Genomic DNA, 23,834 nt, shown 5'->3' on the forward strand with positions numbered 1-23,834 from the left:
CCGGTCGTCGGGGCGCCGCTCAGCGCCGGTCGAGCCCCACGATGCGGTCGAGCAGCGCCCGGTCGAGGCTCGCCTCCACCGCATTCGCGAGCCGGTCGTACTCCTCGTGCCGGCTCGGTATCGCCGGCTCGCCCGCGGCCCTGGGGAGCCCCCTCCGCTCGCGCAGCGCCGCGAGGAGCGACCGCCGGAGCCCGTCGTTGTCGAGGATCCCGTGGATCATCGTGCCCACCACGGCGCCGTCCGCCGACACGGCCCCGTCGAGCGCCGACTCGGCCTTGCCGCCCCTCGACCCGATCGCGAACGCCGCGGCCGCGCCGCCCACCCGCTCCACGCGGCCCATGTGGATCTCGTAGCCGGTCAGCTCTCCCGCCCCCTCGCCCTCGGCCTCTCCCGCGTTCACCGCGCCCGCCGGGCCGAGGAACGAGCCGCCCGCCAGCCGCGCCCGCACCTGCGCCACCGTCTTGGTCCGCTCGAACCGCGTCCATACATCGAGCAGCCCGAGGCCCCGCGCCGCCGGCTCGGCCGACTCGACGCCTTCCGGATCCTCGATCGCCCCGCCGAGCATCTGGCAGCCGCCGCAGATCCCGAGCGTCCAGCCGCCCTGCCGGGCGCGCGCCGCGACCGCCTCGGCGAGGCCGCTCGCGCGCAGCCACGCGAGATCGGCCATCGTGCTCTTCGTCCCGGGGAGCAGCACGAGATCTGCATTGCCGATCTCGTCCGGCCGCTCGATGAACCGCACCACCACGCCGGGCTCGTGCTCCAGCGGCTCCACGTCGTCGTAATTCGATATCCGCGGCAGCCGGACCACCGCGATGTCGAGCTGCCCCGGGCCCGCCGGCGCCCGGCGCCGCCGGCCCTCCAGCGACACCGAGTCCTCGTCCGCGATGCGCAGCTGCTTCAGATAAGGCACCACGCCGAGCACCGGGACGCCCGTCCGCGCCGTCAGCATGTCGAGCCCCGGCTCCAGCAGCTTGAGGTCGCCGCGGAACTTGTTGATCACGAACGCGGCCACGCGCGCGCGCTCGTCGGGCTCGAGCAGCGCCATCGTCCCGACCAGCGCCGCGAACACGCCGCCTCGGTCGATGTCGCCGGCGAGCAGCACCGGCGCGTCGGCGGCGCGCGCCACGTGCATGTTCACGATGTCGCGGTCCTTCAGGTTGATCTCCGCGGGGCTGCCCGCCCCCTCGATCACCACGACGTCGTGCGCCTCGCGCAGCCGCCCGAGCGAGCGGGCGATGATGTCCTTCAGCTCTCCCCGGTACGCGAAGTAGTCGCGCGCGTGCAGGCTGCCGATCGGCTTGCCGAGCACGATCACCTGGGAGCGGGAGTCGCCCTCGGGCTTGAGCAGCACCGGGTTCATGTCGACCGTCGGCGCGACGCGCGCCGCCTCGGCCTGCACCGCCTGCGCCCTTCCGATCTCGCCGCCGTCCAGGGTCGCGAACGAGTTCAGCGCCATGTTCTGCGACTTGAACGGCGCGACCCGGAGGCCCCGCCGCTGGAAGATGCGGCAGAGCGCCGCGCAGAGGAGGCTCTTGCCGACCGAGGACGCCGTGCCTTGCACCATCACCGTGAGCGCCGTCATCGGAAGAGCTCCTGTCCAAGCCCAAAGGAAGCCGCCGCCAGGAGGGCCGCCGCGAGCCCGGCGAAGAGCAGCGCCGCGAGCACCACGATCCGGCAGGCCTCGTCGATGAGCCCCCGCCGGAGCGGCTCCACGGGGTCGCCGAGGCGGTAGTGGCCGCGCTTCTCGAGCTCGACCCGGAGCAGCCCGGCCATCGCCGCCATGGGCCGGCCGGCGTTCGGGCTCTCGGTGAGGCCGCCGTCGCGCAGGAGCACGGCGAGGCCGCGGCGCGCGTCGGCGCCGCGGAGCCACCCGGCGGCGAGCAGGAGGAGCGCGGTGAGCCGCGCCGGCACGAAGTTCAGCGCGTCGTCGAGCCGCGCCGAGGCCTTGCCGAGGTACTCGTAGCGGCCGTGGTAGCCGACCATCGCGTCGAGCGTGTTCACCGCGCGGTAGAAGAGCGCGCCCGGGAGCCCGAAGAGGGCGAAATAGAAGAGCGGCGCGACGAAGCTGTCCGATGCGTTCTCCGCGACCGACTCGACCGACGCGGCGACCAGCGCGGGCTCGTCGAGCTCCGACGGGTCGCGGCTGCAGAGGCTCCGCAGCGCGCCGCGGGCCCCGGTGACGTCGCCCGCTTCGAGGGCGTCGCGCACGCCATAGGCCGCGTCGCGGAGCGCGCGGAGCGCGAAGGTGGGCTTCAGCAAGAGACCTGACAAAGCGAGCGCGAGGACGGGGTGCGGGGCGAGCAGCGCCGCGACGCCGGCGCCGAGCGCGGCGAAGAAGCAGGGGACGGCGAGGGCCATGAGCGCGCCGAAGAGGAGCTCCGCGGCGCGGCCGCCCGCTGGCGCGGCGCGCTTCAGCGCCTGGATGGCGGAGCCCATCCACACGACGGGGTGGACGGCGGCGGGGGGCTCGCCGCAGGCGAGGTCGAACGCGACAGCGACGAGCAGCGCGGCGGCGGCCGTCATCGCGCGTCCTCGCCGCCGCCGACGAGCGCGACCGGGCCGGGGCGCAGGCGGAGGATCGCGCCCATCACGGCCACGTAGAGCTCGCTGGCCGAGCGGCCGAGCCGCTGGTGCGCGCGCCCCGCGAGGTCGCGGAACGCCCGGCCGAGCCGGCTCTCCGGGACCACGCCCATGCCGACCTCGTTCGAGACGAGGACGACGTGCGGCGCCGCCGACTCGACCGCCGCGGCGAGCGCCTCGATGCGCTCCTCGATGGGCCCGAGCGCGCGGCCCTCGGTCTCGTCGCGGAGCAGCAGGTTCGAGAGCCAGAGCGTGAGGCAGTCGACGACGACGACGTCGACGCCGGAGAGCGAGGCGATGCGCTCGGGGAGCGCGATCGGCTCCTCCACGGTGAGGAACGCGCCGCCCCGCTCGAGGACGTGCGCGTCGATGCGCGCCCGCATCTCGTCGTCGAACGGCTCGGCGGTTGCGATGAAGGCGCGGCGCTCGCCGAGCGAGCGCGCGAGGGAGAGCGCGAACGCGCTCTTGCCGGAGCGCACGCCGCCGCCGATGAGCGCGACCCGGCGCGGCGCCGTGCCCGGGCCGCTCATCGCGCGCGCTCCTTCCGGTGCGCGGCGGCGCTCGCGACGAGCCCCTCGGGGACGAGCGGGTTCGAGGCCCAGTGCGCGTGCACGTACGAGGCGAGGACGCTCCCCGCCCGGTACCCCTCGCGCGCGACCTGGCCGCCGCGCCGGCGCCGAACGGAGTAGGCGTGCTCGATCGGCAAGGGCGCGTGCTCGGCAGGCGGCGGCGCCTGCGCGGGCGGAGGCTCGGCCGGCGCCGCGGACGGCTCGGCCGGCGCCGGCGCAGCGCGCTGCGACGGGCGGAGCTCGGAGTAGCGGAACTGGTGCCCGCGGAAGCGGAGCCCCGCGCCGCCCAGGATCGTGCGCGCCTGCGTCTCGACCTCCACGTACCCGAGCGCCTGCAGCTTCTCGCACATCGCGGCCTCCGCGGGCACGAGCCCGACCATGGGGTGCGCGCGCCCGTCCAGCGTGCGGATCGCCTCGGTCAGGTACATGAGCCCGCCGCACTCGGCGTAGATCGGGCCCCCACGGCCGGCGAACGCGCGGATCTCGTCGCGGAGCGCGGCGTTCGCGGCCAGGCGCTCTGCGTGCACCTCGGGGTAGCCGCCCCCGAGGTAGAGCGCGTCGACGTCGGGCAAGCGCGCGTCGCGGATCGGCGAGAAGCGCACGATCTCGGCCCCGGCGGCCTCGAGGCGGCGCAGGTTGTCCGCGTAGTAGAAGTGGAAGGCCTCGTCGAACGCCACGCCGATGCGGGCCCGGCCGCGCTGCGCGCTGGCGGCAGCTGCGCCGGGCGTCGCGGCCGCGCCGGCCGCCGGCAAGGGCGGCGCCGCGCGCGCGATCTCGAGCAGCGCGTCGAGCCCGATCCACGCCTCGGCCTGCGCGCCCCAGTGGTCGAGGCGCTCCTCGGGGAGCGCGGCCTCGTCGGCCGTGCGCAGGCCGAGGTGGCGCTCGGGGAAGCGCTGCGCCTCGTCCCGCGGCAGGCCGCCGAGGACCGGCAGCGACCGGTTCACCTGCGCCTGCGCCTGTCGAAGGATGTCGAGGTGGCCGCGGCTGCCGACCTGGTTGCACACGACAGCGGCGACGCGCAGCGCCGGATCGAAGCCCGCGAAGCCCTGGACGAGCGCCGCGACGCTGCGGGCCATCCCGGACGCGTCGATCACGAGCGCGACCGGCGCCTCGAGCCATTTCGCGATCTCGGCGGTCGAGCCCTCCTCCCCGGTCGGGCTCGCCCCGTCGAACAGCCCCATCACCCCCTCGATCAGCGCGACGTCGGCGCCGGCGGTCTCCGCCGCGAACGTCGACAGGACCGCTTCCCGGCCCATCATCCAGCCGTCGAGGTTGTGCGATGTCCCGGCCACCGCGCGGGCGTGGTAGGTCGGATCCAGGTAGTCGGGGCCGCACTTGAACAGCGCGACCTGGAGGCCGCGGGCGCGGAGCGCGCGCGCGATCGCCACCGTGGCGGTCGTCTTGCCGACGCCGCTCGCCGTGCCGGCGACGACGAGCCGGGGGATGGCCCGGGACATCAGAAATCGACTCCCATCTGGGCCTTTTGCCCCTGCTCGAACGGGTGCTTCACCGATCTCATCTCCGTCACCAGATCGGCGAGCGCGAGGAGCGCGTCGGGCGCGTTCCTGCCGGTGATCACGACGTGCACGTGCGCGGGCCTCGCGCGCAGCGCCGCGAGCAGCTCGTCCTCGGCGATGAAGCCGTAATGGAGCGCATACGTGATCTCGTCGAGCACCACGATGTCCTGCTCGCCGCCCCCGATGAGCGCCGCGGCCTCCTGGAAGGCCGCGCGCGCCGCGGCCTTGTCGCGCGAGAGATCGTCGCTCTCCCAGGTGAAGCCGCGCCCCATGACGAGGAACGTCAGGTTGGGGAGCGTCTCGGCGAACAGCCGCTCTCCGGTCTTCCACTTGCCCTTGATGAACTGCACGACCGCGACGCGCATGCCCCGGCCGAGCGCGCGGAACACCATGCCGAGCGCGGCCGTCGTCTTGCCCTTGCCGTGGCCCGTATAGACGATGACGAGCCCTCGTCGACCTGCCGCCGCTCCGGCGCTCTCCTCCGCGCTCACGAGTCCTCCTCGGTCGTGCCAGGGACGAGGAGCTTCTTCTCGGCCTTGCGGAAGCGGTGGCTGAAATCCGGATCATAGAGCCGCGAGTCGGCGAAATCGGTGGAGGTGAGCACCCGGCCGACCAGGATCATCGACTGGCTCTTGATGCCCTCGGCCCGCACCTTGTCCCGGATGTCGGCGAGCGTGCCTCTCACGATCTTCTGATCGGGGCAGCTCGCCTTGTGCACCACCGCGACCGGGCAATCCGCGCCGTAGGCCGGGATGAGCGCCGCGGTCACGTCCTTGAGCAGGGTGATGCTCAGGAACAGGCAGAGCGTCGCCTGGTGGCGGGCGAGCTCCTCGAGCCGCTCGGCGGGCGGCACCGGCGTGCGCCCCTCGGCGCGCGTCAGGATGACGGTCTGCGAGAGCTCGGGCAGCGTGAGCTCGCGCCCGAGCGCCGCGGCCGCCGCGGTGAAGGACGAGACGCCGGGGATGATCTCGTACGGGATCCCGAGCGCATCCATCCGGCGCATCTGCTCGGCCGTCGACCCGAAGAGGACGGGATCGCCCGTGTGGACGCGCGCCACGTCGTGCCCTGCGTCCCTGGCCTCGACGAAGACCTCCACGATCTGGTCGAGGGTCATGCCGGAGGAGTCGATGACCCGGGCGTCCGGCCGCGCGGACGCCACGATCTCCCGGGGGACGAGCGAGCCCGTGTACATGACGACCGGGCAGCGAGCGACGAGCTCGGCGCCGCGCACCGTGATGAGCCCGGGATCGCCCGGGCCCGCGCCGATGATGTAGACGCGCATGGGAGTTCTTTCCTTGCTTCGTGCGCCGGCGATCCCGGAGGGGACCGCGGGCGCGCGAAGCTAGAGCGATCGCGAGGCGGGCGCTAGGGGGTGGGGCAGAGCCGCCGAGGCGGAGCCTCGAGGAAACTGACCGGAGCGTGGTCGCTGCTTGCCAACTCCGCAAAGATGGCGCTCTGGAGCGTGCAGGACGGCTCCGCGGGCTGCCGAAAGCTCGTGGTGACGCTGGCCGGGCGAAGGTTCACGGTGGCCGACGGGGCAACCGCAGAGGCTTTGCGTACGCAGACGAGGCCGGATCGGCGGGTGAAGGACCTTCGGTAAGGCGGACGCGATGCTTGACGCCATGGCGTTGGTGGGCGACGCTCGACCGCCGGTCGTCCGAGCCCTTTGCGGCCTTAAGGAACGCTAGGGGCGAGTTCCGGGGGGAGCTCACAGCGTACCCCTACGCCTCGTCAGTTTTTGCTATCCATTGTTGCTGGTCCTTCTTGACGCAAATCTGAATGAGACCCAATGGAAGTCGATTTTGGCGATTCTGGAATCTTACCTTCTGCGAAGGGCTGTGCTGGGGTGGACCACCAAGTCTTATAATCGCATTTTTCTTAATCTTGCCAGGGTTTTGCGGACGGCGGGGACATCGTCAGAGATCCTCCGCGTAACTCTCTCTGGTCTCTCTGGCGAGAGCTCGGCGTGGCCCACTGATGCTCAATTTTCAGAGGCGTGGTTGAGCGGGAACGCCTACGAGCTCACCAGTCCTAAGGTTGTTCATATCCTGCGACGCGTCGGCGAAGAGCACCTGACGAATCTCAGTGAGCGAATTACGATTGATAGTCCACTCACCGTCGAGCACATCATGCCCCAAAATTGGCTCGAAAAGTGGACGCTCCCGAGCGGTGAGAAGGGTTTGTCAGGCACGGAGCTATGGGAGGCGAAGCCCGACGATTCGAAGGCTGTTGCAACCAAGCGTCGCAACGATCTCGTTCAGACTTTCGGGAATCTGACGCTCGTCACCCAGGCGCTGAATTCAACCGTGTCGAATTCAGCGTGGATAACGAAGAGGCCTGCACTCATGAGTGCATCATTGCTGCCGATCAATCAGCAGCTTCATGAGCATGTTACCTGGGACGAGGAGGCGATTCAGAAGCGTGGAAAGGACCTCCTCAATAAGGCGCTCAAGCTTTGGCTCGGACCAAGCTTGTAAACTGCGCCGTGCCGCCCAACAAACGGCGGGTGTTAATGCTGCGCCGAGCCTCGCTCCACTCGACGCCCCGGGGCGCCACGCGCCGCGTCCGCCCCTTCCGCCGCCGCGCTTCAGCGGGGTCTCGGCCCATCACCGGGTCCCGTTCATGCGTGGGCGCTGCCATCGAAGCGAGGGCCAGCGCCTGGCGGGTTGTCAGATGGACCGGACCGGGTACCATGAGCCGCATGGCGTCCTACATTTCCGCGGCTGAGGCCACGCAGACGTTTCCGGATGTACTCGAGCGCGTCCGTTCGCATGGGGACGTATTTGTCGTCGAGTGCGAAGGTGAACCGATCTGCCGGATCGAACCCATCGTTCCCGCGCGGCGCACGGTCCGAGACCTCGTTCGACTGCTGCAAACCGCGCCGCGCCCGGACGATGGTTACCTCGACGCCGTCGAGGAGGTCGCACAGAACCAGCCGATGATGCCGGAGACCCCGTGGGAGCGCTGATCGACTCCAGCGTGCTCATCGCGGCCGAACGTGGGAAGCTGGACTTTGAGCGCGTGCTTCGTGACCACGGGGACGAACCGGTGGCCATCGCGGCGATCACCGCATCGGAGCTCTTGCACGGGGTTCACCGAGCGGTGGAAGCTTCGCAACGCGCCCGGCGAGAGGCGTTCGTCGAGCGGCTGCTCGCCGACTTGTCTTTGATTTCGTTCGATCTCGTGGCTGCACGCGTGCACGCTCGCCTTTCTGCTGAACTCGCGGCGAAGGGCTCGCCTGTCGGTGCGCACGACCTCTTGATTGCGGCGACAGCGCTCGCAGTCGGGTATGATGTGGCAACCCGAGACGCTCGCAGCTTCCCACGAATACCGGGGCTGAGGGTACTCCACTGGTGAGCGCCCTGCACCCGCCAATGGATCCAGTGCCCTCGTCGCTTACGAGAGATCAGTACTTGGGTGCGCTCCGTGCGCCGGCGATCCCGGACGGGACCGCGGGCGCGCGAAAAAACTAGAGCGGTCCCGAAGCGGACGCCAGCGTTCATGGTGGAGCCCGTGCGGCCGGCGCGGAGGCCCGAGAGACACATCGCAGGCCCGAGGACACGAACCTGCGGTGTGTGCCGCAGGCTCCCGTCTTCTCCCTCGGACGTGCTGGTCCGGGGCCTTGCTCAGGGCATGCGCCTGTGATGCGATGGGAGGTCGCACCCCTCTTCAAGGAAACGCCATGGACCAGCAGAACGGAAGTTCTCAGCCCTCGATGCCAATCCTGTGCGCGGCAGCCCTCTTCGAGCCGACGCTCCCGGCCGCGTGGGGACCCACGCTCGATCTGCTCGCCGACATCGAGGAGCTGCAAGATGCGACGAAGGGCAGCCGCGAGGAGCGGGAGGCGAGGGGGCGCGATCTTCGCGAGCGGCTGATGCGCGGCATCGACGCCCTGAGCGAGCCGACCCCGGACGAGTTCCACGCGGCGAGCGCGTCGTTCCGGGCCTGGTTCACCGAGGCGGTGCTGCTCTGGCTCCGGTTCGCCGGCAGCAGCTCCGCGCCGCTCATCGATACGGTCGCGTCGCGCCCGCTCCTCGATTTCCCGCTCGATCTGCCGGAGGGCAGCGAGGGGATCCCGATCGTCCGGCGGGCGCTGCGAGAGGCGCTCGGGTGGGACGAGGCGGAGCTCGCGCAGGTCGAGGCCGCGATGGATCATATGACCTCCAACCTCGCGGTGAAGCACAGGATCACGAAGGCGATCGCATCGCAGCTCGCCGCGAAGGGGGGCGCGTCGCCCGCCGCGTGCGCCGAGCTCATGAGCGCGATCTACGGCCCGTTGCCGTGGCGTCCCGGCGACGTGGATCTGCTCATGACGTCGACCGCGATCTTCCTGTGCCTCCGCGCGTCGGCGCCGGCGACCGGCTCGCCCGGCGCGGCGGGCTCCGGCGAGGCGCCGCGGCTCGAGGTGCCCGGCTGGGACGAGCGCCCGGAGGAGGAGCGGCGCGCCATCTCCGCCTTCATCGCCCGATGCGACGACACGAACACCGCGGCGACGGCGCGGTTTCCCGCGTTCGGCTACTTCGACCGCGCGGCCATCGATCCGGCGCTCGCGCGCTCCCTCGCGGACGCGGCCTCGGTCCCGACGGAGGTCGTCACACAGACCCTCGCCACCATGGTGATGGTCCTCCGGACGCCGGAGGTCGAAGACTACGTGGTTCATGACGCCTGGGGCCATGCGTGGCAGGAGGCGCTGGCCGAGTTCGAGTGGGAGTACGCGGTGCTGCCGCGGCTCGAGGAGCCCCTCGCGCTCGACACCGTCTTTCCCGGCGCGGTCGGCCCCGGCATCGCCTCGGCCTTCGTCGAGCGCGGGGGCCGCACCGAGCTCGACGAGGCGGCGCTGCGCCGCTTCGCCGAGGCCGACGTCAGGGCGCGAATCCAGGTGGCCGCGAGCAACGGCATCGCCGAGATGCTCGCCGATTTCATGGAGAGCAAGTACGCCTGGCACAGGCCTTCCCTGAAGCTGCCGGACGCGTCGCTCCTCCCCATCACGGGGCTCAAGCTCGATCTGACCGTGGGCGACGTTCGCCGCCAGGTCGCCCGCTGGTCGGCGCCGTACCGCGCGCTGGCCGAGGACGCGGGGGCGCGCGCCCGCCTCGTCGACGCGCTCTCGCCGCGCGTTCCGGCCGCGGGGCTCAAGGAGGCGGTGGATCAGGCGGGCGCGCTGCTGTGGCGCGAGCTCGCGACGGCGTTCGACGACACGCTGCGGCCGGTGGCTGCCAAGGGCGGAGGGATCCGCGCGAGCGCGTGCCGCCGGATGGTGCTGCAGCTCGCGCAGGTCGCCGCGGTGCTCGAGCGGACGCTCGCCGCGTCGTGCGCTGACGGGCCACGGAGCGGGTCGCGGAGAGGGCCGCGGACGGAGCCCGCCTGGCGCGACCCGGCGCTGTGCGTGGACCTGCTCCTGGTGACGATCGCCCGGTTCTACGAGCACGAGCGGCAGAGGAACTTCTGGCACCTCGACCAGGTCCTCTCGACCGGGTTCGTCGAGGCCTGCGGCCGGCTCCGGGCCGCCATGGCGAACGCCGAGTCGCCCTGAGTCTGCCCTCCGGAGATGGCGTATACTCCCGCCGATGTCCGGCGCCCAGCGCGACGTATTCCGGCTCTGCGGGACCACGATCGACGGCAAATACCGTGTCCTCTCCGCCGTCGGCGCCGGCGGGTTCGGCGTCGTCTATCGCGGCGTGCACGAGGGGTTCGACGCGCCCGTCGCGATCAAGTGCCTCAGGCTGCCCGACGAGCTCTCGCCCGAGGCGCAGCTGGATTTCGTTCGACGGCTGCGCGACGAGGGGCGGCTCCTGCTCCAGCTCTCGCGCCTCTCGCCCGGCATCGTGCAGGCGCTCGACATCGGCGCCTTCACGGCCCAGGACGGCGCTCGCGTGCCCTATCTCGTGCTCGAGTGGCTGGACGGCGAGACGCTCGCCAGCCACCTCGAGCGCCTGCGCGCCGGAGGCGGCGGCGCCCTGTCCCGCCGCGAGGCGATACGCCTGCTCGACCCCGCGGTGCGCGCCCTCGCGGTGGCGCACGAGCAGAACATCGCGCACCGCGACGTCAAGCCGGAGAACCTCTTCCTCGCCGAGGCGGGGGGCGTGAGGACGCTCAAGGTCCTCGATTTCGGCATCGCCAAGATCATCGGCGATCAGCGCTCGCGGACCGCGGCGCTCGCGAGCACCGCGGAGGGGCCGTCGGTGTTCACGCCCCGCTACGGCGCTCCGGAGCAGTTCGACAAACAGCGGGGCGCGACGGGGCCATGGACCGATGTCTTCGCGCTCGCGCTCGTCTTCGTGGAGCTCGTGACGGGGGCTCGGGCGCTGGAGGGGGAGGGGATCGTCGAGCTCTATTCGGTGGTCGTCGATCCCGCGCTGCGCCCCACGCTGCGGGCGCGCGGCGTCTCGGCGCCGGACGCCGTCGAGCGCGTGCTCTCGCGGGCGCTCAGCGTCTCTCCGCGCGACCGGTACCCCGACGCCGGCGCGTTCTGGCGCGCGCTGATCGCCGCGGAGGGGCTCGAGGACGAGCTGCCGAGCCTCCCGCCGCGCTCGCCGCCCGCCGCGCGAGAGGCCGAGACGCGGGTCGAGAGCGGGAACGCGCGGGGCGGCCCTGCGCCAGGCGCCGAGCACGCGGGCACGCCCGCGGGGATCGGCTTCGAGCCGACCGTGCCGCACCGGACCGACCCGGCGTCGCTGCGCCCCGAGGGCGCGCCGCCCGCGCTGGCCGGTGCGGAGCCCGCGCCGCGGCCGGACCACGGGGCCGCGTCGGGCGAGGCCGTCGTGGTGCGGACCGCACGCGACGAGCGCGCGCGGCCGGGCCGGCGCGGGCTCATCGCGCTCGCGCTGGCGGCCTCGGCGGTCGCAGGCGCCGCGGTCGCGGTGCTCCGGCGTCCCCCGGAGCCGCCGCCCCGGCCGAGCAGCGCTGCAGTCGCCGCCCCGGAGCCGCCGCGCCCGGCCTCGAGCAACCCGGAGGCCGCGGCGCTCTACCAGGAGGCGCTGCAGGCCTACCGCGACGGCGCGCCGGACGTGGCCGCGCGCACGATGGAGCGCGCCGTGGCGCTGGATCGTGGCCTCGGCGCCGGCCACCTGCGCGTGGCGATCTGGACGTTTCGACAGAGGCCGGCCGTGGCGCGCGAGCACTTCCAGCTCGCGCTCCGGCACCGGGCCGCCCTCGGCGAGCGCGACATGGCGCTGCTCGACGCGGCCGAGCCATACGTGCGCCAGCCCTCCGATGCCGTCGCCTGGGAGCGGCGGCTCGAGGCCGCGGCCTCGAGGTTTCCGGCCGATCCGGAGCTCCTCGTGTACCTGGGCGCGGCGAGGTTCGCGCAGCTCCGGTTCGACGCCGCCATCGAGGCGTACGATCGGGCGCTCGCCCTGGACCGGGGCCACGTGCTCGCGTGGGGGTCGAAGGGAGAGTCGCTCGGGATGAAGGGGGATGTCGCGGCGGAGCTCGCCGCCTACCAGGCGTGCGCCGAGACGGCTCCCGGCGCGACGCTCTGCCTCGCGAACCGGGTTCGCCTCCTCCATCGCCAGGGCGATTGCCGGCAAGTCGAGGAGCACGCGCGCCGGTGGCTCTCGATCGATCCGAAGGCGGCGCCGGCGCACCGGCACCTGGCGCTGGCGCTCCATGCGCGGGGCGCGCCGCGCGAGAGCGTGCTCGTGGCGCTGGAGCAGGGGTGGGCGGCGGTCCCCGAAAGCGAGCGGAGGGCGAAGGAGCTGCTCGATCGGATCTCGCTCGCGGTCCTGGACGGCGATTTCGAGCTGGCGGTGGAGCACGCCCGCGCGTGGCAGCGCGAGGTCGCCGGCAGGAACGATCAGGACGCGCACGCGAGCCCGGCCCTCAGGCTGGCGGAGCTCTACCGTGAGATGGGCCTACCGCGGGAGGCCGGGCGTGTGGCGGACGATTTCCTCCGCCGGATGAGCGCCTGGTCCGAGCCGGCGACCACGGCCGACTGGACCATCGCGTTCTTGCCGTACAGCCGCCGGGCAGCGTCGATGACGCAGGAGGCGTACGACGCGGCGCGCTCGGCGTGGGTGGAGCGGGTCCAGTCGAAGTGGCGCGCCGCGGCGCAGGAGATCAAGCCGGAGCACCGCTGGCTGCTCTGGACCGAGGCGTACGCGGCCGGCGTCGAGACCGCGGCCGACGCGGCGGCGGCGTTCGAGACGATGCCGCTCGACCAGCCGCTCCCGTCGGAGAGCGGCCGGTGGCTCCTGCTCGATCTGCGGATCGGCAAGGTGTACGCGCTCGCGGGGAAGGGGCAGGAGGCGATCGGGCCGCTGACGCGCGTGGCGCGGTCGTGCGCGGCCCTGGCCGACCCGTTCTCGACCACGGAGGCGCGGCTCTATCTCGGCATGGCCCTGGAGGCGACAGGCGATCTGCGCGGCGCCGCCGCGGCGTACGAGGCGGTCCTCGAGCGCTGGGGCAAGGCGCGCCCGCGATCCATCTCCGCGGAGCAGGCGCGGGCGCGGCTCGGCGCGCTGCGGGCGCGGCGCTAGGCGGTGAGCGCGTTCCCTCCTACTACAGTCGTACTCATGGCGGTCGAGCGCCACGGCGCCGGTAGTGACAGCTGCGCGCCAGCGCCTGATGATGCCATCGCCACCAGGATCAGCGCAGAACCGCGCCAGCCCGTGAAGCTGCGGACTTCATAATGGTCGAGGCCGACTTCGCCCTTCGCACTCTCGAAGCACTCTTTTCCCCGGTAATTGGCACGAGCACGAAGGCCTCCGGTGCGCGCCCGGAGCTTCTGTCGCGGCGCGCGTCGTGAAACTACCGATTCTTCCCCGAGCTGTTCGCGCAGGTGGCGGAGCTGTCCGATGTGCTGGACGCCCCCGCCGCGAAGGCGTGGCTGGCCGACCAGCGCGCCCAGGGTGAGCGCGGCCGCTCCTGTATCACGATGACGCACTTCGTCGCCATCGCGCGGCGCTTGCCGGTCTCGCGCCCCCTCGCCAAGACCCGCCCCACAATCCTGAAGAGCCTCGGCTGTCTCCGCGAGCCTTCAGATCGGCGAAATCAGGCGTGGCGCACTCGACACCCGGCGCCGCGTTCCTGTAGCCTCGTCAGGGCGAAAGGGGAAGACGATGAGGGAGGCGCTCGGATCCTATGTCAACCGTGTTCGGGAGCTGGCGGAGCACGTCAAGGGCAACGAGCAGGCAACGAAGCAAAGCCTGATCGGACCGCTGTTCACTCTTCTTGGCTACGATCTGACGGATCCTCGTCAGTGTATTCCCGAGTATCGCGTCGACTTTGGCAAGGAACGCTCGGTCAAGCCGATTGACTGGGCGTTTCTGCAAAGTAGCCGCCCCATCTTCTTCGTGGAGGCCAAGGAAGCGGGACGGAAGCTGGCCGGCTTCGACGAGCAACTGGCGGACTATTTCGCGAAAGCGCCGGAGGCGAAGCTCGGTATTCTGACGAACGGTATCCAATGGCGCTTCTTCACCGACATGGTGAACGAGAACGTGATGGACAAGGAGCCGTTCGTGCAGTGGGACGTCCTGATCGACGAGCAGCCGCCCCTCGACTTTCTCACGGTGCTGCAGAGGTCCGAGTACAACTCTGGCCTCCTCCGGACGTTCGCACAGCGGACCCGACAGCAGAACCTCCTTGTGCAGGAGCTGGCCAGGCTCCTTGAACCGGCGCCGGAGTTCACCAAGCTCGCCGTCGCCCGGATCGAGACGAGGAATCTGACCACGGCGGTGGTCGAGAGCTGGAAGCCGATCGTCGCCAATGCCATCAATGAATGGGCCAAGCAGCGCGCGCTAGCGTCGGTCCTGGAGACCCAGTCGCGCATCAGCGCTCTCCCCGAGGAGCCGCAGGTCAACAGGGTCGAAACGACGCAGGAAGAGCTCAACGCCTTCGCGACGGTTCAGCGGCTGCTCGGGACCGAACGTCCGATCGCATACGAGGATTCCGTCTCCTATTTCAAGATACACCTCCACGAGAGGCGGACGGCGGTGTTCTGCAGGCTGCTGGCTGGTCGCAAGAAGCCGTGCGTCTGGGTACCTCTGCCGAGTGAGAGGGTGCTCCCTATGGCTGCCTCGCTTCCAGTCACCGTCCCCCAGCTGGGCTGGTCGTGCATAACGATGGATTCGATCGATGAGCTCGACAAGCTGGGCGATATTCTGCGCGCCTCTCATGACCACGTGAAATCGGCGCTCAGAGGCAAGGCCGCTGAGCCCATCGATGGTGGCGGGACGGCCGTCTAGCTGGAGCGACAAATGGGTTGAAACCCCAGAAAAGAGCAGGAATTTGAACCGCCAAGGACGCCAAGATTGTGTTTTTTTTGTTCTTGGCGTCCTTGGCGGCTAATTCTCGCTCGACTCAACGTGATCGGTGTCCTAGGCGCCCTCGGCATCATGGCAGTTCGCTTCCCCCTCCGACTTCCCGCAATAAACGCGATGCGCCTGTGGCGCACCACAAGACATGGAGTGCGCGTGCTCGGCGCTCTCTTCCGCGGCAAGGTCCTCGTACGCCTCCAGAAGGCCTATGACCGGAGCGAGCTCCGACTCGACGGCGCCGCTGCCCGACATCACGGCAGCGGCAAGCCGAACATCGCCTCGCAGACGGCGACGTGCGCGCCGCAATTACCGGAGGCTCCGTGGTCGCCGTCCTTGAGCGCGAGCCGGTGCGATCCGCCGTACGGCGGCGCCGCGCCCGGGACGTCGACCTCGACGAGCTCGCCGGGGAGTCCGATGAGGTCGAATGCTTTGAGGTGATCCGGGTGCTGCTCATCGCGCTCGCCGGTCAATCCGAACATGCGATCCACGGGCGTCGCCGACGGCTCCGACAGCCAGCTGGCGCTCACCGGGGTCGTGTCGCGCGGCCCGGCCAGCGACACCACCCGGTCGAGCCGGACGACCTTGCCGATGCGGGCGGCCGAGCTCGCGCCGTGCGAGTGGCCGCTGAAGATGATGACCGACCAGCGCGGGCTCCCGTCGTCTTCGAGGAAGTAGCCCCAGTCGCCTCGCGGGTGGACCTCTTTCAGGTGCGCGAGCGCCTTCGCCAGCCGCGCTTCGATGCTGTCGGCCCTTGTCACCTCGATGAGCGCGGTGTGGTCCTGACCGTCGAACGCCTCGAGCCGCGCGTCGCCGAACGTGTCCGGATCATTTTGAACGATGTTGTAGTCGTTCTTGTAGGCGACCGCGAACGCGTGAAAGCCGCGCGCGGCGACGAAGCGGGTGAGGTCGAGCGGGCCAGGAGGCTGGTTGCTCCCCGACAGCGTGACGACGAGCTTGCCCGCGAACCGCGCGACCCGAGTGTCGAGGAGGGCCACCTGCTCCAGGTCGCGGTCGGAGACCTCTGGATCGAGCTCGCTGGGCTTGAACCGGATCTCGCTGAGCTCGGGTGAGCTCGTGTCCACGTGCAGCTCGCGCGGCGCGCCGCCCGCGCCGCCCGCGCCGCCCGCGCCGTTCGCGCCGCCCGCGCCGCCCGCGCCGTTCGCGCCGCCCGCAGAGCCACCGACCCCGGAGGTCGCGGCGGCGCCGCCGGTCCCGGTAGTCGCGGTGCCCGTGGCTGCTCCGCCGCCAGCGCCCGGGGGGCCGCCGTCGCTCGACGAGCCGCCGCACGCCACGCACCCGAGCGTCCACCAGGCGCAACCGATCCACGCCGTAATCCGCATGCTCGAAACGTTACCAGATCACCTCCGGCGCACCGCGGTGGACGAGCCGGCTGGCGACGGCGGTCTCGCAGGGCGCCGCCGTCGCGTTCGCCGAGCCGGTGAGATACGCGTTCTCCCACGAGGAACCCCGGGCGCTTCACCGGCCTCGCGCGTGGCGCGAGCGCCGATCCGCGGCGAAGGCTCCGTGACGGGGCCTCTCCGCGCCAGCGCCGCCACGCGCGCGTGAAGGAGGCCGGCTCGGCGAACCCCACACGGGCGGCGATCTCGCCGAGCGTCAGCACCCCTTCGTCCAGCAGCTGCTCCGCGCGATCGCGGCGTACCTCGTCCAGCACCTCCACGAACGAGGTGCGGCTCAGCGAGAGTTTGCGCTGCAGCGAGCGCACGCTGAGCCCCAGCGCCGAGGCCACCTCGCTGAGGGGCGGCGTGTCGGGCAGGCGCCGCAGCGCAAGGGCGCGCACGGCCACGAGCAGCGCGTCGCTGGTGCGCTTTCGGACCCGCGGCGGCTCCCGTGGTCCCTCCGGCAGGGCGCCGGCGCTGCCACGGCCTCCGAGTCAGGAGGAGGCGCGCGTCCCGCCCTGACGCACTGCGTCCGCGGGAGACGCGAGCCTGTTCGTTCCACCTGGACCCGTCCCGGTTCTCCTGCTTTCCTGCTGCCCACCGTGACCGCATCCCGTGACGAGAGCTTCATCTCCCTCGTCCCCCGCCTCGTGTCGGCCACGTACTTTGACGAAGCTGCCACGGCGGTCCTCCAGGCCGTGTTCACCTGCGTCGAAGAGGCGCTCGCCGACAGCCCGTTCGCAGGCCGCGCTCGGATCCTGCGTGGCGTCGTCCACCTCCGCCCCGAGGACAGCTACCAGCGCCTCTTCGGCGTCGACCGCCTGAGCGGCGCGCGCATCGAAGGCACCGGCTATCTCACCTCCGGCAGCGTCTGGAGCTGGATCGAGAAGCACCGCTGTTCGGTCTCGATCGACGTCCAGCGCGCTGCGCTCCGCTCCTGGATGCCGGACGGGGCCATGGCGCACCGCCACCCGCCAGAGGCCGCCGGCATGCCCGGCGACGCGACACGCGAGCGGATGCTCGGTCGCGACGCGACCCACGTCCATGTCGTCCCGCTGCGCGCGCCGGGCGGCAGCGTCGACGGCATGATCACGATCGAGGTGAGCTGCAGGGGGGCCGTCGGGCTCGATCTCCCCTGGGCGGAGTGCCACGAGGAGCTGGCGATCCTCGCCAGCATCGCCGGGGCCTTCATCGCCGCCCGCGCGCTGCCGCTTCGCTCGGACGAGCCGGCGAGCCCGGACGAGTTCCTGCCGGTCGTCGGTCAGAGCACCGCGCACCTCGTCGAGCTGCTCCGCGCCTTCGCCCCGCGGGACGACACCATCCTGATCACCGGCCCGACCGGCGCCGGGAAATCCAGGCTCGCGCGCTGGTGCCACGAGCACTCGCAGCGCCGGGGCCAGCCCTTCGAATCGCTGGACCTCCTCGGCGTGCCCGAGGACCTGCAGATGGCCGAGCTGTTCGGCTGGAAGCGGGGCGCCTTCACCGGAGCCGTCAAGGACAACCCGGGCGCGGTCGCCCGCGCCGCGAAGGGCACGCTCTTCCTCGACGAGATCGACAAGCTCTCGCTCAAGGCCCAGGCGGGCCTCCTGCGCTTCATCGAGGAGCGCGCTTACCGGATGCTGGGCGATGACGGGGCGGGGGAGCGCCGCGCCGACGCGCGCCTCCTCGTCGGCACCAACGCCGATCTGCGCGCCGCCGTGCGCGCCGGCCGCTTCCGCGAGGACCTGTACTACCGCATCAACGTCCTGCCGGTGCGGCTGCTCCCGCTCGCCGAGCGGCTCGACGAGCTCCCGCGCTGGGCCGACTACATGCTGAACCGGCGCCATCAGGAGGCCGACGGCACGGGCACGGCGCGCTTCGAGCCCGAAGCCATGAAGCTCCTCGTGTCCGCGCCCTGGCCGGGCAACCTGCGGCAGCTCGACAACATCGTCCGGCGTGCTTATGCGCTCCATCTCGCGGGGCAGAGCGGCCTCGGCGGCGATCTCGTGATCCAGCGGCGCCACGTCGAGCGCGCGCTCACCTTCGACAGCGACGCCGAGCCGAGCGCGCTGACCAAGCTGCTCTGGCGGGCGGCGCTCAGCTTCGTGAACGAGGCCGAGCGACGCCGCGGCGGAAGCGCCCCGCTCCCGCTCGAGCTGACCGACGCATTTCGAGGCATGGTCCTCGGCGCGGCGGTGCAGCGGACGGGCAACCGGGACGACGCCTTCACGCTGCTCGGCCAGGAGATGCTGCTCAAGAACCGCAACCATCATCGGACGCTGCGGCGCGAGCTCTCGCGGGTGCGCGAGGTGCTGGACCTGCTTGGAGGTGAGGTCGAGCCGGATCTCCTGGCGGTGCTCGACGCCGACAAGGAGCCCTGAGGGAGCGGTGCCGGCGCTCTCCGAGCGCCTCCAGCGACCACGAGATCGAGCATGCAATGCTATGTCGCAAACAGTGCCGCGCTCGCACCAGGCGCCACGTTCGACGGGCGTTACGAGATCCTGGCCAAGCTCGGCGAGGGCGGCTTCGGCGTGGTGCACAAGGCCCGCCAGCTCACCACCGGGCAGCCGATCGCCCTGAAGATCCTGCGCCTCGCCGAGCAGGGAGGCGTCGCGCGCGTCACGCAGACCGACAGGCGGGTCACGCGCTTCCTGCGCGAGACGCGGCTCTGCGCCCAGCTTCACCACCCCAACCTCGTCCAGCTCGTCGACGCGGGGCAGGTGGAAGAGGGGATCCTCTACGCCGCGTTCGCCTTCGCGCCTGGCGACAACCTCGCCGCCCTGCTCGAGCGAGAGGGCGCGCTCGCGCCGTCCGAGGCGCGGCACCTGATGCTCCAGGTGCTCGACGCCCTCGCGTGCGCCCACGCGGTGGGCGTGGTCCACCGCGACCTCAAGCCCAGCAACATCATGGTGATCCCCACGGGCGCCCGCCGCAACGCGCTGGTGCTCGACTTCGGGATCGGCGCCACGCTCGACGACGAGCGATCCACGCGCCTGACCGGCAGCCACGACGCGCTGGGCACGCCCGGCTACGGGGCGCCGGAGCAGTGGCGCGGCGCCGAGGCTTCGCCGCGCGCGGATCTGTTCTCGTGGGGCCTCGTGTTCCTCGAGTGCCTGACGGGCAAGCCGGCGTACGGCGGCACGGAGGCCGAGATCTTCTACCGGCTGCTCGGCCCCGATCCCGTCCCGATCCCCGCCGCGCTCGAGCGCCACCCCCTGGGCGATCTGCTCGCCCGCGCTCTCCGCAAGGACGAAGGCGCGCGCGATGTCACCGCCCGTGGGCTCTTCGAGGCGCTCGAGGCATGCAACCTGCGCGGGCTCTCGCGCGAGGCGATGCTCGGCGCCGGCGGCCCCTCGGCCGGCGCCGACACGCGGTCGCTCGCCTCGGCCGCGACGGTCGCCACGTCGCTCGACCGACGGAGGGCGCCCGCGCTCGACGGCGAGCGCCGGCAGCTGACGGCGCTCTGCTGTCACCTGAGGGCGCGCGCGGCCGCCGGGCAGGCCGCCGACGCCGAGGCGCTGGACGATCCCCTGCGCTCGGCGCTCACCCTCTGCGCGGACGTCGGGCGCCGGTACGGGGGGTACGTGGCCGCGGCGCTCGGCGACGATCTGCTGGTCTACTTCGGCTACCCCAGCGCGGCGGAGGACGACGCCAAGCGCGCTGCCCGCGCGGCGCTGGCGATGGCCGGCGCCGCGCAACCCGAGGACGCCGAGGACCCACGCAGCGCGGCGCCGGGCGTGCGGATCGACGTGAGCGTCGGCCTCCACACCGGCCTGGTCGTCGACGGGAATCTGGGGGATCTCGACGGCGCGTGCCTCGTCACCGGCGCCACCCCGCGGCTCGCCGCGCGGCTCGCCGCGCTGGCGCCGCCGGGAGCCGTGGCGGTCAGCGCCGCGTCGCAAGCGCTGCTGCGCGCCTCCTTCGACCTCGAGAGCGAAGGGGCCTGCTCCATCGAGGGAATCGCGGCGCCGGTGGAGACCTACCGCCTCGGGCAGGAGCACGGCGCTGCGGCGAGGTGGCCGACCCCCGACGGCTCGAAGGCGCCGCTCTCCGGTCGAGATGCGGAGATCGGGCTCCTCCTGGAGCGGTGGCGCCGCGCGTGCGAGGGGGCGGGCCAGTCGAGCCTCATCACCGGCGAGGCCGGCATCGGCAAGAGCCGCCTGGCGCGCGCGCTGCGCGATCGGGTAGCGCACGAGGACCACACCTTCCTCGAGGCGCGGTGCTCGCCCGCCACGCAAAACAGCCCCCTACGCCCGGTGATCGAGCTCCTCGAGCGCACGCTCGGGCTCGACCAGGAGCCCGACGCGGGCAGCACGATCGCGCGGCTCGAGGGGGAGCTCGCCGGCCACGGCCTCGCGCTGGCCGAGTCCATGCCGCTCTTCGTGCCGCTCTTCTCCCTGCCCCTCGGCGCCCCGTACGCCCCGCTCGACGTCTCGGCGCAGCGGCAGAAGGCGCTGACGCTCAAGGCGGTCGCGTCGCTGCTCCTCGCGATGGCCGACAAGCGGCCCGTCCTTCTGCTGGCCGAAGATTTGCATTGGGCCGACCCCACCACGATGGAGTTCCTCGCGGAGCTGGTTCGCGAGGTGCCCGCGGTCCCCATGTGCGTCCTGATGACGGCTCGCTCCGAGTTCTCACCGTCGTTCTCGACGGCCGACGTGCTGCTGCTCCCGCTGAGCCGCCTGGAGCGTCGGCAGATGGAGGAGATGCTCGCCGGGCTGGTGGGCAACAAGGCGCTGCCTCCCGCCGTGGTCGAGCAGGTGGCTGGCCGCGCGGACGGGGTCCCGCTCTTCGCGGAGGAGCTGCTCCGGATGATGGTCGACTCGGGGCTCCTCGTGGAGCGGGAGGATCGCTACGAGCTCACGGGGTCGCTTTCGAGGGCAGCGATCCCGGGGACCTTGCGGGCGCTGCTCACGGCGCGCCTGGATCGGCTGGAGCGCGCCAAGGAGACGGCCCAGCTCGCGGCCGCGCTGGGGCGGGAGTTCAGCGTCGAGGTGCTCTCGGCAGCGAGCCCGCTCGGCCCGGCGGCGGTGAAGGACGACCTGGAGCGGCTGATGAGCGCGGGGCTCCTGCTGCGCAAGCGGCGGCAGAAGGATGCAGTCGGGGTGTTCAAGCACGCGCTGGTGCGGGATGCGGCCTATGAGTCGCTCTCCACGGGCGCGCGGCGGAGGGTCCACGCGCGGATCGCTGCGACGCTGGAGGAGCGGTTTCCGGAGATGGTCCGGACGCGGCCGGATCTGCTCGCGTACCACCACGCGGCGGCGGAGCAGAAGGGGCAGGCCGTCGGTTACGCGCAGCGCGCCGCGGAGCAGGCGCTGCAGCGCTCGGCCTACGCCGAGGCCATCGTGCACGCCTCCAATGCTGTGGCGTGGGCCGAAGCGCTGTCGGGCGCCGAGGGGGTCGAGGCCGAGCTCCGCGCGAACGGCGTCCTGACCCAGGCCCTGATGGCGAACCATGGTTGGGCCGATCCACGGGTCAAGGCGACCGTCGATCGCTCGGCCAGCCTGCTGCAGCTGCTCACACAGGACAGCGAGCACCGTGTGCCGACGTTGAGCTTCCTGTTCGTCTACCATCACGTGGCCAGCAACCGCCGAACGGCGCGCGCGTTGATAGAAGAGCTGGTCGCCATCGCCGAGCGCTCCGGCGACCGGGGGCTCCGCGCCGCTGTCGAGGCGCTCTACGCGCTCGCCCTCTTCGTGGATGGCGACCACGCAGCCGCGCGGCGCGTGGCCGAGCGCGCGGTCGAGCTCTACGATCCCGACCTTCATCGGGACCACGGGGTGCGGTTCGGGCTGGACTCGCTGGTCCTGGCGAAGGCGTACGTGGCGCAGCTCTGCTGGTACTCCGGCGACACCGCCTCTGCCTTCGCGCACATCACGAGCGCCCTCGAATGGGCGCGCGAGGTCGGCCACGTGCCCTCGATCGCCCTTTGTCTGCTGTATGGGTGCATGATCTACCAGCTCGCTGGCGACCGGCGCGCGGTCGCCTCCATGGCCGGAGAGATCCTCACCCTGAGCGGTAAACATGGGCTGCCTGCCTACGAGGGCTATGCGAAGACCCTCCACGACTGGGCGACCGGCGACGACCAGCGCGCCCGGGCGATCATGGAAGGCCTCTCCAGCCTCGGGTGCAAGCTCGGCCTCTCGTACTACGGCTCTCTGATGGCCGACCGCCAGACCGAGCGCGGCGATCTCGACGCGGCCATCGCGTGCATCGACCATTGCCTCTCTTTGTGCCGCGAGAACGACGAGCACTACTACGAGCCCGAGCTCCACCTCCGCCGGGCCATGTACGAGGCGCACAAGGATCCTGCGGCCGAAGGCGTGCGGCTCTCGCTGGAGCAAGCCGCCCGGCTCGCGCGGCGCTACGACATGCCGAGGATTGAAGCGCTGGCGACGCTGGAGCTGCTCCGGCGCTTCGGCGGCGCCTCGCCATACCGAGCCCGCCTCGACGAGCTGCTCGCGCTTCACCCCTGCCTGCGAGACATCGCGGAGCGCGTCACGAAAAAGGAAGAATTCGATGAAAGACATGAGCCAGCTGATGCGGTTTCGCACCGCGTATTTGCGCGCGATCGCGGGAGCGTGGAGCGATCCTGAACTTCTTGAACAGCTGACCACCAGCCCTTACGCGAGCGAGGCTGGCACCGGCAACACCATCACTGTCCTGAGGGAGTATGGCTTTGACTGGGAGCGCTCACCGTGGAACAACGTATGCCAGATCCAGATCGTGAGCGGCACCAGGCTCGAGTGGACTGGCGACGAGTGGATCTGGCCCAGGCCCGCGCCGTCTTCACCCCGCAATACCCCGCCGACCGCCCTGCCCCCGATAGACAGCCTGACGTTGTGGCTGCCGCTCAGCGCGCCGTCTTCCACCGGGAGCACGACGTCTGGCGACCATCCGATCCAGGCTCGCGCGCTCACAGAGTTTTACATGCAGCACGCGAATCTGTTCAGCGACGACTGGGGGAATTGGTGCATCAAACCGGCGGATGAGGCCGTCGCGCCGCTCCAGGTCGACCCGGGCGACGCGACCAGTTTTTACGGGGAGGTCTGCATCAGCTCGCCGACGATCTCCGGCAAGCTCATGCCTGACGACGCGGATTTCACGGCGTTCAAGGTCGCGCTGCTCGGGGCGATGGCCAAGGCATGGACCAACCCGTCCTTCAAAGAAATGCTCCAGACCAACGCCACGCAAGCCCTGCAGACCATCCGAAGGTACAGAATGCCCTGGAAGATGGGGCTCTATATCCAGGAAGATAAGGGCGCCAAATGGGACGGCGCTTCCAACTGGAAGGCCCCCGCCGGTGGCAGGGGCAATGGTGTAGGAAATAGCGATACAACAAGCGACGAGGGGCTCGGCGCAGGAAGCAAAAATCCCAAAAACATGAATGGCCCCTGGGAGTCTAGCCGGCGTCACATGCTCACGCTCTGTCTGCCCCAGCCGCCGGACAATTCGAGCGACGAGCCCCTCGCCCTCGCCGCGTACAACGCCGCCGGGGCACAATACCCGTTCAGCTGCTGTTCCTAGCGGGCGGAACCA

General features: G+C 71.3%; 16 protein-coding genes and 2 pseudogenes. 9 read left to right on the plus strand and 9 right to left on the minus strand.

Annotated features, from left to right (window positions below):
* Window positions 1–19 precede the first annotated feature (19 nt).
* From WMF34_RS01090 to cobM, 6 genes are read right to left on the minus strand one after another with little or no spacing between them, the layout of a single operon-like run.
* A complete protein-coding gene (locus WMF34_RS01090; RefSeq protein ID WP_437992133.1) occupies window positions 20–1,582 on the minus strand; it encodes a cobyric acid synthase in 1,563 nt (520 codons plus the stop codon).
* Window positions 1,579–2,523: an adenosylcobinamide-phosphate synthase CbiB gene (gene cbiB, locus WMF34_RS01095; RefSeq protein ID WP_437992134.1), complete on the minus strand. Its 945-nt coding sequence runs from the start codon at window positions 2,521–2,523 to the stop codon at window positions 1,579–1,581. The genes WMF34_RS01090 and cbiB overlap by 4 nt, the downstream gene beginning before the upstream one ends.
* Window positions 2,520–3,110: a bifunctional adenosylcobinamide kinase/adenosylcobinamide-phosphate guanylyltransferase gene (gene cobU / locus WMF34_RS01100; RefSeq protein WP_012232847.1), complete on the minus strand. Its 591-nt coding sequence runs from the start codon at window positions 3,108–3,110 to the stop codon at window positions 2,520–2,522. The genes cbiB and cobU overlap by 4 nt, the downstream gene beginning before the upstream one ends.
* On the minus strand, window positions 3,107–4,606 hold the full coding sequence (locus tag WMF34_RS01105; RefSeq protein WP_437992135.1) for a cobyrinate a,c-diamide synthase: 1,500 nt from the start codon (window positions 4,604–4,606) through the stop codon (window positions 3,107–3,109). Before WMF34_RS01105 ends, cobU begins: the two co-directional genes overlap by 4 nt.
* Window positions 4,606–5,157 carry a cob(I)yrinic acid a,c-diamide adenosyltransferase gene (cobO, locus tag WMF34_RS01110; RefSeq protein WP_437992136.1) on the minus strand — a complete coding sequence of 184 codons (552 nt, stop codon included), beginning with the start codon at window positions 5,155–5,157 and terminating at the stop codon, window positions 4,606–4,608. Before cobO ends, WMF34_RS01105 begins: the two co-directional genes overlap by 1 nt.
* On the minus strand, window positions 5,154–5,948 hold the full coding sequence (cobM, locus tag WMF34_RS01115) for a precorrin-4 C(11)-methyltransferase (RefSeq protein WP_437992137.1): 795 nt from the start codon (window positions 5,946–5,948) through the stop codon (window positions 5,154–5,156). The genes cobO and cobM overlap by 4 nt, the downstream gene beginning before the upstream one ends.
* Before the next feature lie 556 nt (window positions 5,949–6,504).
* On the opposite strand from cobM, the gene WMF34_RS01120 reads away from it, so the two are divergent.
* The 5 genes from WMF34_RS01120 (at window position 6,505) to WMF34_RS01140 (ending at window position 13,143) form a co-directional block, all read left to right on the plus strand.
* Window positions 6,505–7,143, plus strand: coding sequence for an HNH endonuclease family protein (locus tag WMF34_RS01120; protein WP_437994719.1), 639 nt, complete (start codon window positions 6,505–6,507; stop codon window positions 7,141–7,143).
* A 224-nt stretch (window positions 7,144–7,367) separates the two neighbouring features.
* Complete coding sequence (locus WMF34_RS01125) at window positions 7,368–7,634, plus strand: hypothetical protein (RefSeq protein WP_044963642.1); 267 nt, start codon at window positions 7,368–7,370, stop codon at window positions 7,632–7,634.
* Window positions 7,622–8,023: a type II toxin-antitoxin system VapC family toxin gene (locus tag WMF34_RS01130; protein ID WP_437992138.1), complete on the plus strand. Its 402-nt coding sequence runs from the start codon at window positions 7,622–7,624 to the stop codon at window positions 8,021–8,023. Before WMF34_RS01125 ends, WMF34_RS01130 begins: the two co-directional genes overlap by 13 nt.
* 325 nt (window positions 8,024–8,348) lie before the next feature.
* The gene (locus WMF34_RS01135) at window positions 8,349–10,199 is read left to right on the plus strand and encodes a hypothetical protein (protein ID WP_437992139.1); all 1,851 of its coding nucleotides are present in this window, start codon (window positions 8,349–8,351) and stop codon (window positions 10,197–10,199) included.
* A gap of 34 nt (window positions 10,200–10,233) precedes the next feature.
* The gene (locus WMF34_RS01140; protein ID WP_437992140.1) at window positions 10,234–13,143 is read left to right on the plus strand and encodes a protein kinase domain-containing protein; all 2,910 of its coding nucleotides are present in this window, start codon (window positions 10,234–10,236) and stop codon (window positions 13,141–13,143) included.
* On the opposite strand, the pseudogene WMF34_RS01145 reads toward WMF34_RS01140, so the two are convergent.
* Window positions 13,140–13,331 (minus strand): annotated as a pseudogene (locus WMF34_RS01145) (hypothetical protein); the annotation flags it as partial. The gene WMF34_RS01140 and the pseudogene WMF34_RS01145 sit on opposite strands and share 4 nt — an antisense overlap.
* 394 nt (window positions 13,332–13,725) lie before the next feature.
* On the opposite strand from WMF34_RS01145, the gene WMF34_RS01150 reads away from it, so the two are divergent.
* A complete protein-coding gene (locus WMF34_RS01150; RefSeq protein ID WP_012232856.1) occupies window positions 13,726–14,850 on the plus strand; it encodes a type I restriction enzyme HsdR N-terminal domain-containing protein in 1,125 nt (374 codons plus the stop codon).
* 323 nt (window positions 14,851–15,173) lie between these two features.
* Here the strand turns inward: WMF34_RS01150 and WMF34_RS01155 are convergent, their stop codons facing one another.
* Both WMF34_RS01155 and WMF34_RS01160 read right to left on the minus strand, forming a co-directional pair.
* Entirely contained in the window at window positions 15,174–16,262 is a 1,089-nt protein-coding gene (locus WMF34_RS01155; RefSeq protein ID WP_157906364.1) for a BPSS1187 family protein, read from the minus strand.
* A 185-nt stretch (window positions 16,263–16,447) separates the two neighbouring features.
* Window positions 16,448–16,726: pseudogene (locus WMF34_RS01160) on the minus strand (helix-turn-helix transcriptional regulator); the annotation flags it as partial.
* A gap of 195 nt (window positions 16,727–16,921) precedes the next feature.
* Between WMF34_RS01160 and WMF34_RS01165 the strand changes: the two are divergent.
* Genes WMF34_RS01165 through WMF34_RS01175 form a run of 3 tightly spaced genes read left to right on the plus strand, consistent with a single transcriptional unit; the run spans window position 16,922 to window position 23,822 of the window.
* The gene (locus WMF34_RS01165) at window positions 16,922–18,679 is read left to right on the plus strand and encodes a sigma 54-interacting transcriptional regulator (protein ID WP_012232858.1); all 1,758 of its coding nucleotides are present in this window, start codon (window positions 16,922–16,924) and stop codon (window positions 18,677–18,679) included.
* A gap of 51 nt (window positions 18,680–18,730) precedes the next feature.
* Window positions 18,731–22,891, plus strand: coding sequence for a TOMM system kinase/cyclase fusion protein (locus WMF34_RS01170; protein WP_437992141.1), 4,161 nt, complete (start codon window positions 18,731–18,733; stop codon window positions 22,889–22,891).
* Window positions 22,815–23,822, plus strand: a complete 1,008-nt coding sequence (locus WMF34_RS01175) for a hypothetical protein (protein ID WP_437992142.1) — start codon at window positions 22,815–22,817, stop codon at window positions 23,820–23,822. The genes WMF34_RS01170 and WMF34_RS01175 overlap by 77 nt, the downstream gene beginning before the upstream one ends.
* Window positions 23,823–23,834: the final 12 nt, after the last annotated feature.

The sequence above is a fragment of the Sorangium sp. So ce145 genome (assembly GCF_051525985.1).
Taxonomy (GTDB): domain Bacteria; phylum Myxococcota_A; class Polyangia; order Polyangiales; family Polyangiaceae; genus Sorangium; species Sorangium cellulosum_B.

Bases quoted from the DNA above. Each gene is read 5' to 3' on its own strand.
- WMF34_RS01155 (WP_157906364.1), bottom strand. From the start codon at position 16,262: ATGCGGATTACGGCGTGGATCGGTTGCGCCTGGTGGACGCTCGGGTGC.
- WMF34_RS01150 (WP_012232856.1), top strand. From the start codon at position 13,726: ATGAGGGAGGCGCTCGGATCCTATGTCAACCGTGTTCGGGAGCTGGCG.
- WMF34_RS01140 (WP_437992140.1), top strand. From the start codon at position 10,234: ATGTCCGGCGCCCAGCGCGACGTATTCCGGCTCTGCGGGACCACGATC.
- cbiB (WP_437992134.1), bottom strand. From the start codon at position 2,523: ATGACGGCCGCCGCCGCGCTGCTCGTCGCTGTCGCGTTCGACCTCGCC.
- WMF34_RS01175 (WP_437992142.1), top strand. From the start codon at position 22,815: ATGAAAGACATGAGCCAGCTGATGCGGTTTCGCACCGCGTATTTGCGC.
- WMF34_RS01125 (WP_044963642.1), top strand. From the start codon at position 7,368: ATGGCGTCCTACATTTCCGCGGCTGAGGCCACGCAGACGTTTCCGGAT.
- cobM (WP_437992137.1), bottom strand. From the start codon at position 5,948: ATGCGCGTCTACATCATCGGCGCGGGCCCGGGCGATCCCGGGCTCATC.
- WMF34_RS01105 (WP_437992135.1), bottom strand. From the start codon at position 4,606: ATGTCCCGGGCCATCCCCCGGCTCGTCGTCGCCGGCACGGCGAGCGGC.
- WMF34_RS01090 (WP_437992133.1), bottom strand. From the start codon at position 1,582: ATGACGGCGCTCACGGTGATGGTGCAAGGCACGGCGTCCTCGGTCGGC.
- cobU (WP_012232847.1), bottom strand. From the start codon at position 3,110: ATGAGCGGCCCGGGCACGGCGCCGCGCCGGGTCGCGCTCATCGGCGGC.
- WMF34_RS01135 (WP_437992139.1), top strand. From the start codon at position 8,349: ATGGACCAGCAGAACGGAAGTTCTCAGCCCTCGATGCCAATCCTGTGC.
- WMF34_RS01170 (WP_437992141.1), top strand. From the start codon at position 18,731: ATGCAATGCTATGTCGCAAACAGTGCCGCGCTCGCACCAGGCGCCACG.